13 protein-coding genes and 3 pseudogenes are annotated in these 16,184 nt (G+C 33.2%); 2 read left to right on the top strand and 14 right to left on the bottom strand.

What is annotated here, in order from left to right:
• Positions 1-1,830, bottom strand: a 1,830-nt coding sequence (locus AC1DJR_RS09425) for a cell wall-binding protein (RefSeq protein ID WP_477002468.1), incomplete at its 3' end; no start/stop codon positions are given.
• Positions 1,831-2,424: 594 nt separating this feature from the next.
• On the opposite strand from AC1DJR_RS09425, the gene AC1DJR_RS09420 reads away from it, so the two are divergent.
• Positions 2,425-3,624, top strand: a complete 1,200-nt coding sequence (locus AC1DJR_RS09420; RefSeq protein ID WP_477002467.1) for a hypothetical protein — start codon at positions 2,425-2,427, stop codon at positions 3,622-3,624.
• A 313-nt stretch (positions 3,625-3,937) separates the two neighbouring features.
• On the opposite strand, the gene AC1DJR_RS09415 is transcribed toward AC1DJR_RS09420, so the two are convergent.
• The 12 genes and pseudogenes from AC1DJR_RS09415 to AC1DJR_RS09360 form a co-directional block, all read right to left on the bottom strand.
• Positions 3,938-4,615, bottom strand: a complete 678-nt coding sequence (locus AC1DJR_RS09415) for a response regulator transcription factor (RefSeq protein WP_477002466.1) — start codon at positions 4,613-4,615, stop codon at positions 3,938-3,940.
• Between the two features lie 305 nt (positions 4,616-4,920).
• Positions 4,921-5,061 (bottom strand): hypothetical protein, encoded by a 141-nt coding sequence (locus tag AC1DJR_RS09410; RefSeq protein ID WP_477002465.1) that lies wholly within the window; start codon positions 5,059-5,061, stop codon positions 4,921-4,923.
• A 99-nt stretch (positions 5,062-5,160) separates the two neighbouring features.
• Positions 5,161-5,301, bottom strand: coding sequence for a YrzO family protein (locus AC1DJR_RS09405; protein ID WP_477002464.1), 141 nt, complete (start codon positions 5,299-5,301; stop codon positions 5,161-5,163).
• Positions 5,302-5,625: 324 nt separating this feature from the next.
• Positions 5,626-6,066, bottom strand: coding sequence for a hypothetical protein (locus tag AC1DJR_RS09400; RefSeq protein ID WP_477002463.1), 441 nt, complete (start codon positions 6,064-6,066; stop codon positions 5,626-5,628).
• A gap of 46 nt (positions 6,067-6,112) precedes the next feature.
• Positions 6,113-6,443, bottom strand: a pseudogene (locus AC1DJR_RS09395) (sensor histidine kinase); the annotation flags it as partial.
• A 217-nt stretch (positions 6,444-6,660) separates the two neighbouring features.
• A complete protein-coding gene (locus tag AC1DJR_RS09390; RefSeq protein WP_088266081.1) occupies positions 6,661-7,326 on the bottom strand; it encodes a YkyA family protein in 666 nt (221 codons plus the stop codon).
• Positions 7,327-7,343: 17 nt separating this feature from the next.
• Positions 7,344-8,156, bottom strand: a complete 813-nt coding sequence (locus tag AC1DJR_RS09385; RefSeq protein ID WP_477002462.1) for a peptidoglycan-N-acetylglucosamine deacetylase — start codon at positions 8,154-8,156, stop codon at positions 7,344-7,346.
• Positions 8,157-8,886: 730 nt separating this feature from the next.
• Positions 8,887-10,020, bottom strand: coding sequence for an alanine dehydrogenase (gene ald, locus AC1DJR_RS09380; RefSeq protein ID WP_002130473.1), 1,134 nt, complete (start codon positions 10,018-10,020; stop codon positions 8,887-8,889).
• 129 nt (positions 10,021-10,149) lie between these two features.
• A complete protein-coding gene (locus tag AC1DJR_RS09375; protein ID WP_016119257.1) occupies positions 10,150-11,373 on the bottom strand; it encodes a PucR family transcriptional regulator in 1,224 nt (407 codons plus the stop codon).
• Positions 11,374-11,658: 285 nt separating this feature from the next.
• Positions 11,659-11,943 (bottom strand): annotated as a pseudogene (locus AC1DJR_RS09370) (hypothetical protein); the annotation flags it as partial.
• A gap of 756 nt (positions 11,944-12,699) precedes the next feature.
• Positions 12,700-13,842, bottom strand: a complete 1,143-nt coding sequence (locus AC1DJR_RS09365; protein WP_477002461.1) for an MFS transporter — start codon at positions 13,840-13,842, stop codon at positions 12,700-12,702.
• A gap of 62 nt (positions 13,843-13,904) precedes the next feature.
• A complete protein-coding gene (locus tag AC1DJR_RS09360) occupies positions 13,905-14,501 on the bottom strand; it encodes a TetR/AcrR family transcriptional regulator (protein ID WP_016119255.1) in 597 nt (198 codons plus the stop codon).
• Between the two features lie 443 nt (positions 14,502-14,944).
• On the opposite strand from AC1DJR_RS09360, the pseudogene AC1DJR_RS09355 reads away from it, so the two are divergent.
• Positions 14,945-15,082 (top strand): annotated as a pseudogene (locus AC1DJR_RS09355) (IS256 family transposase); the annotation flags it as partial.
• Positions 15,083-15,226: 144 nt separating this feature from the next.
• Here the strand turns inward: AC1DJR_RS09355 and nheC are convergent.
• Positions 15,227-16,184 (bottom strand): non-hemolytic enterotoxin subunit C (gene nheC / locus AC1DJR_RS09350; RefSeq protein ID WP_477002460.1); only part of this gene is annotated, 958 nt, incomplete at its 5' end.

The following is a 16,184-nucleotide window of genomic DNA, read 5'->3' as shown; positions in this document are numbered from 1 at the left end:
GTCTATCATTTTCCAACCGGTATAGGAAGGCCCATCCTCTAAACTATAATATGCTATTGTATTCGCATTTTTGTTGATTCCTGTTTTCAAAATCGAACCGTCTTGATTAAATGCTAATGTTTTGTTGTCAAGCTTAACATTAACACTGCTGTTTATAGCTTCTCCATTTAGCTTAGAAACTCTCTCAATCACACCTTTGTCGGAAAAGTGAAGAGTGAAATCTTGATCTTTTATAGGTAGTTCATTTGTAGTAGGATGATAATCTTTAAAATAATAAACTTTACCGTCTATATCTTTCAAGCCTTCTTTAACAAATTCTCCTGAAGCATCGGAATAGTTATTACCTCTCCAGACTGATCGTTGCAGAACACCGGAGTCGTTGAAGTTATAGAACTTCCCATCAATCAGTGAATCACTTCCACCTCCAGTAACCATTTGGCCATAAGGCGATGAGAAATAATAAGTCTTCCCCTTAATTTCTTGCCAGCCTGTCAAAATGACTCCTTCAGCATCTGTAAAGGAATAACCAGTACCTCGATTTAYCCARCTGTTCTTTATYACRTTTCCAGARGAATCTTTTGCACTATATTTATTAGGGTCCTTTTCATTCTTTATCATCTCTATTTTGTCATACTTCTGTCTCTCATTTTCTTTACCCGGATACCAYTCTATTAACCAATTGTGAATTTCATTGTTGCTTTTATCAGGGAAACGAATTTCAGATTTGAAACTCCAATCAGTAGCGAATCCATGAATGTTTTGATTACCAGCTAAACTTACCCCATTTTTGTTATTCAAACGGAACTGAAATTTATCATCGTAAGAATTTCCTATCTGAACAAGTTCAAACACTTCATCATCGCCAAGCGAATCGGAATATTGAAGTCTGTTTCCTTCTTTTCCTGAAAGGTATTTTGAACCTGTTTTTACGATTACTTTATTCGTTCCTTTTTTATAAGGGATAATTTGATAAGATTTACCATCATTTAGTGTAGTAAATGGTAGTGCAATAGATGTCTCTAGGACGTTAGTACGCTCCGCCAATATATCAGATAATCGATCATAAAAATCTGCACGAGCTTTAGGCTCATTATTAACATAGTTGTCAAGRACATCTTTRGMTACTGGCTTTGAAGTCAATGTTATCAATTGTTTYTGCTTATCTGATAATTTATTTGCTATCTGATCAAATAGGTAATCCGAATTTCTAGCAATCACCGTCCAATCGCCAAAGGAGTCGCCGGAATATTTTTTGTAAAGTGGACCAAGAAATCTTGGGTTTTTACCAGATGCTTTTTCTACAAATGCATGTTGGCCTTGATTTATCACAACTCCGGTCTTTCCTTCGTCTAATTGTGCTTGTGTAATGTAAAGAAGATCGTGTTCTGAGACATTTGCTCCATTAGGGTTTAGATCTATAATTGCACCTGCTTCAGTAATTTTAAGCTGCTGCCCAGATTTTAGTTGATGAATTTCAATTCTTCCATTTGGATAGCGTACTTTAACTGGTTTAAGAAAATTCAMATCACCTTGTGTATGATACATGGAAATATTAAATTCCCCAGATGTAAAACTAGGAGCCTGGTAAGTTTCGTTTTCTGCATATACATCAATGTGAGTRCCTGGGTCTGGATTCTCTGGGTTTATTCCAAGTGCTTCATAAGTGTTTGCTACAGCCCCTAATACAGTAATAGATATATCTATTACCGTACCTATCCCTGCACTAGCCTTATTTTCTGCAATAGGAGCTACTGAAAAAAGAATACCTAATGCCGCTGCAGTAGGAATTACTTTCTTTCCAATTCCAATTGTTTTAAATTTTTTCTTCATTTTTGTTGTCCTCTCTAAGTAAGATTTAGCCTAGATTGCTTACATGTAACACTGTAAAAAATAAACATATATAGACTGTTGTATGTTCATTTATAAATATAATATCAATATTTATAATTTCATCTTAGTTTAAATACCTTTCAAATTTCTTTCATAAATGTTACAAAAGTCTTTCATTAATATCGTATAAAATTCTAAATTTTACGATATTCTATATTTTTTCAGCTTGGCCCCATGYTCATTAASCGAAGATTTTTAAGTATCCCCAAAACAAAMTTTTYATTTGWAAAATGAATGMAGTAGTAAACAAGAAAGGCTRGCAAATGCCAACCTTTCTTGTTTYTTGGGTCTCAATTTTTAATTTAATAAGATATATCGGTGGTTTACTTATGCTTCAATCATTTTATTTCTATCGGTATTTCCAAGTTTAAGAAATTACTTACAAGAGTCCTGAAGTGTTTGTATGAGAAGCAATGAAAGGGTTTTGTAACATTTACGAAAGAAATTTGAAAGTTATTTAAATTAAAATAAACTTACCGATATTAATTTAAATATGTTGGAAACAGTATAAATTAGAAAGTAAGGAGCACATCCATGAAGGGAAAGATAAAGAGATGTATAAAAAAAATCCCCCCTGTAGGAATAGCGATGGGGATTGTATTCAGCTTGAACCCATTTACAAAACATAAAGCRAAAGCAGRCGTTGATACKTTCGCAACGATTGTTACAACATTTGGTGATACCTATGATWSGTTTTTAAAAGAGCCTTTTGTTATYTYTTTATCAGAACAAAGTGCTAAAAATGATTATMYAGCTAACAATGAAAACCGTGCTTACAAAGCTCCTACTTTTAACAAAGGAGAATTTGGTATTAGTGCGTATGATTATTATAAAAACCAAAACTTTTCTAAGAGAATTAAACTTTTCTATAAAGATGGAAAAGTTGAATATAAAACGATAAAACATGGTCAACAACTTCTGATTAAGCAAGCAGGTATCATAGTGGACTTAAATCCTGATGCCTCGGATCTATATGAACATGATATTTTGTATATTACACAAAAACAATTAGATGAAGGCAATACCGGTATTGCGCTTACGAATTGGCAAACATATTACTTGAAAAGTGACAATAGTGGTCAAATGAATGGTCCTTTAGCTCTAAAATATATTAGACAGGAGTTTCCAAATATAAAACCAGGTAGYGCTTCTTTTGACCTAGAGAAACTTTTYCATGCACTACCGGAAGARAARCGAAAACTGGCAACGATAACTTCRAATCCAGTAAAASCATCTGRAATTTTTAGTTATACCKCTGATGARCTTGCTGAGATAAAGAGACATAAACTCGCCGTCGTTACACAATATAAAAATGAAGAATGTTCTTCTATTTCTATGAAAATTAGAAACAGGGATAACGTCTTGCGAACATGGGAGGATAGTATGAATATTTCTGCTTCATCTAATTGGATCCCAGAAGATAGGAGCATATTTACAATTATTCCAATTGAAAAAGGATCTAACAAGGTGTACATAGAAGCAAATTCAACCTATCTTACATCTGCAAATGGTGAGGTGGGCGTTACAGGATTTCGYGCTTATGGACAAGTATGGACACTTGTTAATTATGGATTTGAAAGCTTCTCTTTAAAAAATAACCACGGACAATATTTATCTGTTAATGATACATCCGTATGTCTGACTGACAAGCCTGATAAAAACACTATATTTCCCATTACTATTCAAAAAGAAAAATGGAATGAGTGGTTAGCTAAATGGTATTCTAGCAAATAAAATGCAAGTTGATATAACCTCTAGAAGCTTTACAAACATTTTTAACGAGTAACGAACCAACAAGCCAATTTTCTGTACGTTAAGGAAATCGGCTACACAGATCCCTAAGTTATTTTTAATCAATCTTTATTTCAAACCAAAAATAATTCGCCCTTACGTTGAGCATATGTATTCAACGTAAGGGCCCTTTTAAATTTATATTTTAATTTTCTTGGTTAAGATAACGTATATATCTCGGCTGAACCCCTTTTTGAGGGGATGGGCAAAAACACCCAAAAACTACTTCATGTAAAATACAAGCTAATCTTACGCTTCATCTCCACACATATCCTTTTCCCCATACTGTTCGGAGAAACTGAGGTCCAGAGGGATTAGGTTCTATCTTTTGACGTAAGCGCCTTATATTTACACCTATTACTTTGGTTTTAACTACATAATTCACACCCCATATTTCATTTAAAAGCTCATCACGTGAAATTGGCTTGCCCTGATTTTCCATTAAGCACCGTAAAATAATATACTCTGTTGGGGTTAAATCAATTACCACTCCCTCCTTATATAATCTTTCTTGCTGAAGATTTAATCGAAATGGTTCCGAATGAATCGATTCCATATTCTCTTTGTTTCCTTTTACCCTTCTTAGTAATGCTTGTACACGTGCTGTTAATTCAATTGAACTAAATGGTTTTTCAATATAATCATCTGCTCCAATTGTTAACCCTTGTACCTTATCCCTATCTTGAACACGTGCCGATAACATAATAATACCGATATTTTTATTGTTTTCTCGTATACTTTTACATACCTGAAAACTATCTATTCCAGGTAACATCACATCAATTAATATAAGATCAATATTGTGTTTATCTAAAAGTTCGAGAGCCGTTTCTCCTGTATCTGCTGCTAACACATTGAAACCAGCACGCTTCATATTTAATACAATAAAATTACGAATCATTATTTCGTTTTCTAATACTAAAATAGTCGTCATACATCGCTTCTCCTCTACTCATGATGATATTCAGCTATAGGTTTAATATAAGATTTGGGTTTTTGGTATTTTAATTGTTTTGGCACTGCATACCACATGTAAATTTATTTTGACTGCTGCTTCATAATTTTTCGCCTTTGGCCATACCTTTGCATCAAAGGTGTGAACTTCAAGCCACTTTTCGTCTGTATCAGTATCAAGAAAATGCTGAGTATTCTTGGAACCCGCTTGAATTGTAATTTCTCCAACTAGCTTTTTAGGAATTGTAATAATATATCCTTGCTCTATATTTACATATCTCTCTTCTATAGGTACTGTACATATTGTTCAAACAATGGGTTTTCAGCATGTGGATGTTCTTTCCATCCATTCGGATGAACAGGAATCAGAAACTCAATTATTCCATTACCATTCACATCTTGACTCGCTAACAAAAATTCATTCATAAATGGATTTGTTTCATCTGAAATGTTGACAAGTCCATTTATGAATGAAATAATGTGTCTAACTTTTTGGAGGTACTTCAATGCCCGGTCGTCTTTTCATTATATTTTTCTTTCATGCAATTCTTTTAAAAGCTGTATCATTTCAGCTTGTTGTTTTATCTTCTTATGACCATTTCGATTAATCGCTGCAAGTTCACATGCAATTCCAATGGCAAAGAAAAAAAATAAACTTTCTAACATATAAAATCCTCCAAATGTATTGTCTATTAGACAGCTTGGCGTAACTGTTCCTCTTGTAAGACCTGTTTATTCTTATTTTCTTCTTTACGCTGACAATATAAATAAGTTAAGTATTAAAAGAAATACTTGAAGATAATTTTATATTTATGTTTGTTTGCTCCATCTTGCTAAACCTCCGAAAAATAAATTATTTAAACACATACAGTTGTATCACTTACAGTAACCATTACCATACCGTCACAATCGAAAATTCCTAGTGATTTGGATTTACATTATAACCAAATTTGAATTATTCGATTTAATCGTGTATTCATCCTCTAAAAGTTATTTCATCCTTTCACCAAAACTGTGTCTTCTAATACGTTTTTTTTTGATCCTATATTTTCTATTCTTATTAAGTTGGGCAATATCTTTTAACAAAAATACAATCGTAATGACAACCATTCCAAAATTAAATATAAGAGATGTTATAACAATTTCGTCAGTGGAAGGTAATAAGAAGGTGGATACAAAAAAAATAATGGTAATAAAAGAAATGCATTGTCTTATTGGTAGGATAGAATGCCTTTTTCTTGTATTATGGYATGTCATAACGGTGCCAGTAATTAATAATAAAGGAGCAGTAAGAAAGATTTCATAACATCTAACAGCACCTTTAACAAACCAAGGTAAAAATCGCATGGTTGAGGAACACATACATAGGTTGATTACTAAAGCAAATAATTGTATGAGGGATAACGTTATATTTAATTTTGCTTGTTTCATTTTATTCACCCCGTCATCATTGTTATATATGAGTGTGTTCATGTTGCTAAAATGGAATATTTATCAAAATCACTGTTCCCATCTCTTCTTTACTTACAATACTTACCGTGCCGTCATGTAGTTCAACAATCTCCTTCACAATGGCTATTCCAATCCCAGCTCCTGAAGAGTGAGTATTAATTTGATAAAAGGGCTGATTAACAAATGGTAAATATTCTTTTCCAATTCCAACCCCTTGGTCTTTTGTATTGATAACAGCTTGTCCTTCTTTTTGTGTTAAATTGACAAAAACTTTTCCATCTTTATGTGAATACTTAATAGCATTTTCAATGACATTTTAAAAAATTTGTTTTAATCTATTTTTATCACCAAGGTATATGATGTAATGGCACCTTTTCTCTATATAAATGAAGATGATTTAACTCTAATCTTAAAAAGTCTAACAACTCTTCTACAAGATGAATGAGACGATTCGTTTCATTTATCTTGTATTTGATCTTATAGCATTAAGGTGATTCCATTAGGAATCTATAGTTATTCTTGTTCTTCATTATATATTTGCACCAGAGCCTTTTAAGATACTAAAGCTGATAATTAATATTCTTGCTTTTGCTCTTTAATTTTAATCTTCGCGTCTTTATAGAATCTTAGTTTTCCTTCATTATAATCTTTAGTATATTGATTGAACTTTGCTTTTTCTTTTAGTGTTTCTTTATTCAATGTATTGACAGCTTTAACTTTCTCACTAATCTCTTTTAGATTTATTTCTTTATCTTTTAACTTTTCATAAAGTTCTTTTTCAGTTATTAATGATTCTTTGCAGATTTTATCCATTTTTTGAAAAACTTCATAACGATTTTTGTAAACTTCTTCTACTTTTTTCGCTTGCTTTTGTAATTTTTCGTCCTCGATTTTATCTATATAACTATGAACCGATGTTGTTTCTTTTTGGGCTTTTTCTAGTACATCTTTTTCACTTTTCAACACTTTTTCACGTTCAGCTACATTTGTAACAGCCTGTTCTATTTTTGGTATTACTGCCTCGTTATGCTCTTTTCCTTCCTGTACAATTTGATCGTACAATTCCTGTCCTTTTGTTTCTAACTGCTCTAATTTGTTTACATTATCAAATAAAGTTTTTTCTTGATTTGCTGCGTTTTCAAAAGCAACATATAACTCTTCCTCGGGTTGTGATCCCAAACATCCTCCAAGAAATCCAATCGATAAAATTCCAATTAACGCCACTTTTCTATAAGTCAATGTCAATTCCTCCTATGTTACATACGTTTATCATGCATAAAGTTCAATGGGAAATGATCATCTTCATGATATGCTTCAAATTCATACCCTTTTTCTTTTAAACCCTTAATAATAGCAGGTACTGCAGCAACGGACTGCGGATGAATGTCATGCATCAAAATAACTTCTTTTGGATCCGTCGCACCAGCCAGTACATTTTGAACAATTTTCGCTTTCGCAGTATCAATTGGTACACTATTATATTCCCAATCTAATGAATCAATTGTCCAATCCCATACTCTAAGACCATCTTCTACAGCTTTATTACGAAGTTCTTCATGTAATCCTGGCATTGAACCATATGGTGGACGTGTTAGTTTTGGTGCATGTCCAAGAATACTAGCAATTAAACTTTGATCCTCTTTCATTTCATCTACATAGCCAGCTTGAGTATACAGTTTCTTATAATCGTGCGTCATACTATGCATTCCAACATAATGCCCTTCCGCTTCTTCTCGTTTTACTRATTCAGGATAAGATTTTACATTTTGACCAATTAGAAAAAATGTTGCTTTTGCATCATTCTCCTTTAATATGTCTAGTAACTGTGCCGTATACTTTCCTGGACCGTCATCAAAAGTAAGATAAGCCACTTTTCTCTCTTGACCATTAAGGCGAACTGGTACTGCTTTCTTTATTTCAGTTTCGGGTTGAGCGCTTACTAGCTGCACTGGGTTTTCTTGCTTAGCTACAGCTGTAGCTGATGAAGTAATAGTTTGAAACATAAAGTAACCAATTGCAATTGCAACAATTGTAATTACAATGCGCTTTATATTGGTGATATTTCTCATGATAGAAGTCCTTCCCTCTCAAATCTTTATATATTAATATTTTTATAAAATTTTCGTTTATTTTATTACAACCCCCAACAACAAATATTGGGAAGATTCCAATGTACCCATTCTTCACAATAGCCCATTTAACTTCTGTTCTTGACGAGTAACTATTAATTTGATAAATTAGCTGGTTCACAAATGTCAACTGCTCTTTTTTAATTTCTGGATCTCTTATAATGAGTGCTGTTTGTCACATCTTTTGTATTAAAACTAATAATATGTTTCTTTTAACAGATGTGATATCGATTCCAGTTAGGTTTTTAATTGAAGTTTTTTGGTAATTCAAGAAGACTGGATAAACAGTTCATCCAATCTTCTTGAAAGAATATGGTAGTGCAATTTCTTCATCCATAGCTTCTTAAAATATGCAGCTATAGGTCTAATTGCTTTGAACGAGTAATGCCTGCATTTCATAGTTTCATCGCTTTATCCAAAACGAGTCACAATCCTATTGTCTGTCTCTATTTATATGAAACTCTTTATAATTTCAACCCTATGTTAACAACTGTCATAACGTCTGTTTATTCCTTTATATGTTTCCCAAGTTATAAATAATTACAATAGATGTTATCTAATAAAATGTTAGCCAATAATATACGATAACATTCTTATTTCTTTGTCCATCGCTTTAATATATGAAAAAACACACAAATTTTATCCTTAATTAGAGTTTTATCCAAAAACTTTAATTACTTACAATTCTTTTTGCAAATGCTTCTTCTATGGAAACATACTTGTAGCCAAGTTCCTTTGCAACCACTTCACATGTAATTTCACCGTTCAACGTGTTTACTCCAAGTTTTAAAGCATCGTTTTCAAATATTGCTGTTTGTACACCCTTGTTAGCAATTTGTAGTGCATAAGGAATTGTTACATTTGTTAAAGCGATAGTGGATGTTCTAGGAACTGCTCCTGGCATGTTCGCAACGGAATAGTGAAGCACTTCATATTTTTCAAATGTCGGATTATCATGTGTTGTTACATGGTCACATGTTTCCACAGCTCCACCTTGGTCAATCGCTACATCCACGATTACAGAGCCAGGCTTCATTCTTTGTACCATTTCTTCGGTGACAAGCTTAGGAGCTTTAGCACCAGGAATCAATACGGCACTAATTAAAAGATCTGCTTGTTTTACTGCCTCCGCGATGTTGAACGGATTAGACATCAATGTCTTGATTTGAGTACCGAAAATGTCATCTAGTTGTCGTAGACGATCTGCATTTAAATCAATGATTGTTACGTCGGCGCCAAGGCCAATGGCCATTTTCGCAGCGTTTGTACCGACGATACCTCCCCCGATGATGGCAATTTTACCACGATTCACACCAGGTACTCCTGCAAGAAGAATACCTTGACCACCGTTTGACTTTTGTAGAAATTGTGCTCCTATTTGTACAGACATGCGTCCAGCTACCTCACTCATTGGTGTAAGAAGAGGGCGGGTATGGTTTACTTCTACTGTTTCATATGCGATGGCGGTAACTCTTTTATCTTTAAGGGCCTGAGCTAAATTAGATTCGGCAGCTAAATGTAAGTATGTGAATAAAATTAAATTTGGACGAAAGTGAATATATTCACTTTCGAGAGGCTCTTTTACTTTCATAATCATTTCTGACTGATTCCATACTTCTGCAGCACTTTCAACAATTTCAGCACCAGCATATACATAGTCTACATTTCTAAAGCCACTACCAACACCTGCATTTGTTTCAACTAATACCTTATGGCCAGCTGTCACAAATGGAATAACTCCTGCAGGTGTAAGTGCGACACGATTTTCATTATTTTTTATTTCCTTTGGTACACCAATAATCATAAAATTCCCTCCCATTACTTAATCTTTGAGCTACCATATTTTAAGTATAGAGTATTGAAAATGTCTTTTCATTGTTGAGAAAAAACAAAAAAACAGCATCCTTTTGTGGAATTCCACAAAAGGATGCTGTTACATAAATTTTTTCAACTTGAGATCCAAGTACAGAATCATTTTTTGATTTGGATCTTTTAAATCAATCTCACTAATTTCATAAATACGCTTAAGTCTATAGCTAAGTGTATTAGCATGAATATTCAATGCCTTGGCTACCTCGCCAACATTGCTATCTTTATTTAAGTAGACTTCCAACGTTTCAATAAGATTGCAATTATGCTTATGGTCATATTCATCTAGCTTTTGCAACGCCTGATTTTCATACTCTTCATCTTTTCTTTGCTCAAGTAGAAGATCGATCAATTGATAAATCCCTAAGTTTTGGTAGCTGTGAATATTAGTTGTGTCAGAAGGGAATTTTTCTTTTATGGATAAAACCGTTAGCGTTTCTTTGTAAGCTTTACTGATTTTTTGGTAATCACTATATACGCTGCTAAATGCCGGCTTGATAGATTTGATGCCATATCGCTTTTCCATATTGTGTACAAACATTTCGATGAAATTGTTGATTTCATGAAAAGGGCGCTTCACATTATCCAATGAAGTAAGAAGAATCAATTGATTACGATCAATTGTATAAAGTAAAACTTTCAAGTGTTGACTTGTTTTTAACAAATAAGAAATTTGTTTTTCTTTTTCATTCGTAATTCCTTGCTCAAAACGGAATACAGAGACAGTAAATAAGGATGCTGGAGTTATTTGGAGCAGGTAGAAATTTTCCATAATTTCTGTGTTTACCTGCATATGATTAGTTAGCAGTTTCCAAAAAAACTCTTGTGATCGCTCTTCTTTTTGGTTTTTTCGGGCTTGAAGTTGCAACAGCTTACTTTTTACGACCTCCGCGTATTTTTTTAGCAAGAGACAATCTTGTTCAGTTAAAGATTTTTCAATTTCTAAAGCCCAAATGAATCCTAAAACGTCTTCTTTGTTCCAAATAGATATCGCGACTCTATCGCCGAGACCAATATCATCTCTTTTTTTTACACGAATAGGCTCCCGATTTTTTAATAAATCGGGAATAATTCCTTCTTTCCACAGGTTATTGATTACTTTTTCAGGTACGCGACGCCCCATAATAGTACCAATTCTCGCTGGGTCTGTCCTTTCATCATGGGTACTATATGCGAGAAGACGATGATTTACATCCTCAATAGTAATCGGACATTGCAAAATCTCACTAACTATATCAGCAAATTCATCCAAACTATCGAAGGTAACTCTAAAAGAATCATTTTTCATATATGTCAAGGTGCCTCCATCCTAAGTTAATATAAATTTTCGTACTCACTGTAAGAAAATTATCCCTCTTATAAATTAACAAAATGATAAAATAAATAACCGGCTCCTTAACGCATAGGAAACTGGTTACAGCAACGCTGGTACTGGTCCCTACATTGAAGTATCCTACATCAAAAATTAAACAACTATACTTTAACCCCGTTCTAAATTTAAAACGGGGTTAAAGTATTTGAAGTTTTAAAATTAAATAACTTTATTTTCACTTTACAGCTTGATAATAGCTACTTACCTCATGTTTATAATCTTTCCATCCTGCTCAATTTGGACATCATTAGAAATAGATTGTAAATACTGTAGCATATTTTGTTTCTCCTGTCCTTGGGTAGGAGTGATTTGATTATTACGAATGATGTACGGATTAAATGACATTTGTTCATTTTCCCCTTTAAATTTCATTGTTAACACTCCTGTTTCTGCACTATGATTTTTCACATAATCAGGAAACAAGAAATTCCCTAGAGAATATGCAACAGGAACCTTATTATAATATTCGAATCCCTGCAACCAATGTAAGGAAGACCTATCTTTTCTACATGAGAAATCGTATCCATTAAACTACCTTGCCAGTAATCTTTTGTACGTTTAGACACAAATTACCTTTTTGCTGTACGCTAAGAGACATTTGTTCAGAAAATCTTATGTTTATAAACAGAGGATAAAAACTCAATAATTTCAACCTTTTCTAGCTATAATCATGTTCATAAAGCGTGTAAATAATTCAATGTTCCGTTGATCGGCTGTTTTAATCTTTCTGAACATATAATCCTTCTCTAAGAACGCTGTTATAGTAAGAATTTATAGTCCTTAGCGTACAATTTTCCAAGAATGATATAGTGATCCCTATTAATCACACTGAAAAATGACGCAGAATATATATTCTACGTCATTTCATGTAAGCACTTCAAAGGATAAGGGGACCTTATACTCACATTAAAACACCAAGCTTTTGAAAAGTAAATCGCTGAGTTTCATCTGTAACCTTTTGTAACCTTAATATAGGGGGAGCACCCATGCTCATCAAGTTAAGATTTTGAAGTACCTTTAAACAAAAAAATTCACTTCTCTACAGTTAGTTAATTATAAGAGTTTATCTCATTTTTTTCGTTTTGGAGAACAAAGAATTTCTTAAGTTGATGGCGATGTGGCGATACCCCTAAGGATAATATAGCTAACGGATTGTCGACTAAATACCTAGCAAAAGCTATGCATAATCAAAAATTAAATTTAGCGAAAAAGGAATAAAGATGTAAAGAAACTTTAAACCACTTAATCTGTCTTTCTCTTATGTAAATATGGTAATAATGAAATTACCCCAAGGATAGCTAAACAAGCTCCAATCCATAGCGGAGATACAAAACCATATCCTTTACTGATTCCAAGACCACCTAGTGAGGAACCAATAACAATACCCAGCGTAATAAAAGAACTATGAACGGTATTTATCATTGTTCCATTACTAGCTGTTTTCATTACCCTCGCAACCATAGCCGGATTCAATGCTACACCAGTTAAACCAATAAAAATTGTAGAAATAACCGCAATGTATTTATTCTCTGCACTTAAAGCAAATGAAGCCAACGCTACGATTAATATAATTAATCCACCCATAAGTATTTTCATTGTAAATTTATCAGCAAACTTGCCAATTATTATATTCCCAATTACCGTCGCACTACCATAGAGAGCAAGTAAATATGGAATACTTGCGCTTGAAAAGCCTGTAACATTTGTAAAGATAGGAGTGAAATAACTAAATGCTGCAAACGTACCACCAATAATGAACATACTTGTCACGTACGCTGCCCAAAGATGAATATTCTTAAATCGCAGAAGTTCGTCTTTCCAATTTAATTGCTCTTTATTTGAAGATGATGGTAACAACCATTGGATCATAATTCCTGATACTAGAACAAGAACAGAAACAGCCCCAAAGCTAATACGCCAGCCATAATATTGCGAAATAAAGGTTGTTATAGGTAACCCTAAGACAGTTGCAATCATTAAACCTGCAAGTACAATCGATGCTGCTTTACCCCTTGAATCAGAGTGAACCAATGTTGCAGAAAAGGAAATCGCAACTCCAAAAGCTGAAGCTGAAGCAATACCAGTTATAATACGTGAAATCATCATAATATCATAGTTCCAAGCAATAGCTCCGAGCGATTGACCAATTAAAAATACAAACATTAAAAACAATAATGTCTGTTTGCTGCGCATTCGTAAGAGAATTGCAGTTAAAATGGGGCCTCCTACCACCATTGCTCCTGCATAAGCTGTAATTAAATACCCAATAGATGATACAGACACCTGGAATGCAAGAGCAAGTTCGTTCATCATACCCGCAACCATAAATTCTGATGTAGTCATACAAAAGATTGCTAAAGCTAATAAATAAATAATCGATGGCATAAAAACACTCCTTATCCATTATTGTAATGATTGGTACAAAAATAGTGCAAAAAAAGAGCGCACTAAGCGCCAAAAATAGACTCCATTGTTCCTTTGATAACCTGTTCAGCTAACATCCGATTTTGCATCGATACATTAAGAACACGGAATCCGTAATAACTGCTTAAAAGCAGACTAGCTAATTCCTCCGCTGATTGCTTCTTTGAAATTTCACCTGTTTGCAATCCTTCCTCCATCACTGTTTCAATAGCTTGTTTAAGAAGTTCAACATGCTTCGAGAAAATTTCTTGTACCATTAAATCGTTTTTAGCACGTTCTACACTGGCATTAATCAATAAACATCCTTTTTGATCAATATTCTCAAAGTCTTCTTTCAATGCCCATTCAAAAAAATTACTTAATCGTTCTTTAACTGGAATTGGCGTATCTAACAATTTCTTTTGTTCCCTAATCCCAATTTCATGGTAGCGTTCTAATACTTGTTTATACAGTTCATGTTTACTACCGAAAGTATTGTATAAACTTCCTTTTCCAAGTCCTGTATCACTGCATAAATCTTGTGTAGAACACCCCTCATATCCTCTTAACCAAAATGTTTTCATTGCAACATCTACAATTGAGGAATAATTAAACTCTCTGGGTCTGCCACGATTACTCAACCTTATTCTCCTCTCATTTTAAAGATAACATTAGTAGAATACTCTTTTTTGTACCGAACGGTCAATATTTTTGTTTTATTGTACTTTAAAATAAAATTTGATTATGTTAGATTACGAATAATTAAAAATAGCTCCCTTATTCAAATACAAGTCTTATTTGAATTAACAATTTTATCAATCTTTATTATTAATTATCAAACTTTGTTATAAATGATCAATCTATTTTACAAAGCTACACTTTTATGAAAATTTTAAATTAAACATGCGTCATCTAATATGAATCTTCGGTTATAACGCAACACAACTTACAGAACAGGGGGAGACAGTGAATGTAGTAGAAAGATTTTCTTTTTATCTGGAACAGGAAAGAAAAAGCATAAATACAATTAAGGGATACACATTAGATATTAAGCAGTATATAAGGTGGTTTAAAGAATCCTATATTTCCTAATGAAGAATCGGTAGAAAGATTCCTTGTTTCACAATACGAAACATACAATCAGCGTTTCACAACTCGTTGTCACTTAGGTTTCGATCAAGCTCCATCAGAACTAACAGCTATGTTTGAAGATAAAAAATAAAGAACCCTCTCCTCTGCAAGAAAAGGAATTCTTTATTTACACAAAAATATTGACGGTACCTGAAGTAGTACATCTCTATAAAAGAAACATACAACCTTACCAACAAATACAAGGTTGTATGTTCTTAATATTATTTACATGTATTCAGGAGCAATCCTGTCCTTTTTGTACAGTCCCTTCAATTGGTTGTCCTATTTGTACAATCGGTCCGTTTTGTATGACCTTAGCACCTTCATATAATTTATCTGCATAATTTTTAAGGTCCTGCCAGCTATCCTTCGCTATCTTCAGATCTATTTTTAATAAAGCAATCCTGTCTGGATTAATTTTGTCAACATTTTTGAGCAATGAGTTATATTTTGATCCTATTGTATGCCACTGATTCGATATATTTTGTAGCGCATCAATAGCTGTATCAATTGTTGCAGTCATATGTTCCGTTTTATTTTTGGCATCTGTCAAAATAACTAATTCTGCCTCTGCTCCAGAAATTCTGGACTTCAATTGTTCTATTTCTTGCTGTGCAGATGCGATATTCTTGTCAGCAGTGACAATCAATGGTATACCAACTGGGGGCATAAATACAGATAAAGCTATATAGCCACCACGTTTATCATAGTTTTCTTTAATTGTATTATTATAATTATTGATTTGTTGTTGTAGAAGTGGAATACCGGCGTTCGTACTTTCTAAAATAGAGATCAATTGATTTGAATCAGCTTTAAAACTTCTTGTATCTTCGGCCATTTTATTTCGGAATGTTTTCAACTTTTCTAGTAGTCCATCCACTTCTTGACTATCTTTCAAAATATTATTATATAATTTCTCCAGTTCATTTTTAAATGTCACTGTATCTTTTTGATCCAAAGCAGCTAGTAATTGATTATAACTCGCTTGAAAGGTATCATTATAACTTACAATATTCTGATTCGTTTTCATCATATGGGGCTTTAGATCATCAAACCAATATATTGCATTCGTTTGCGCATCATTTTGATGCTGAATCATGTTTGCTTGTAAATCACCATTTATAGAACTTATTTTACTTAAATCTGTCAGTTGTTGATTAATGATTGTTAAAGCATATGAAAAAGCATATGAA

It is taken from the genome of Bacillus sp. 05T31 (assembly GCF_056396725.1).
This window is presented reverse-complemented; position numbering and strand designations above follow the sequence as displayed.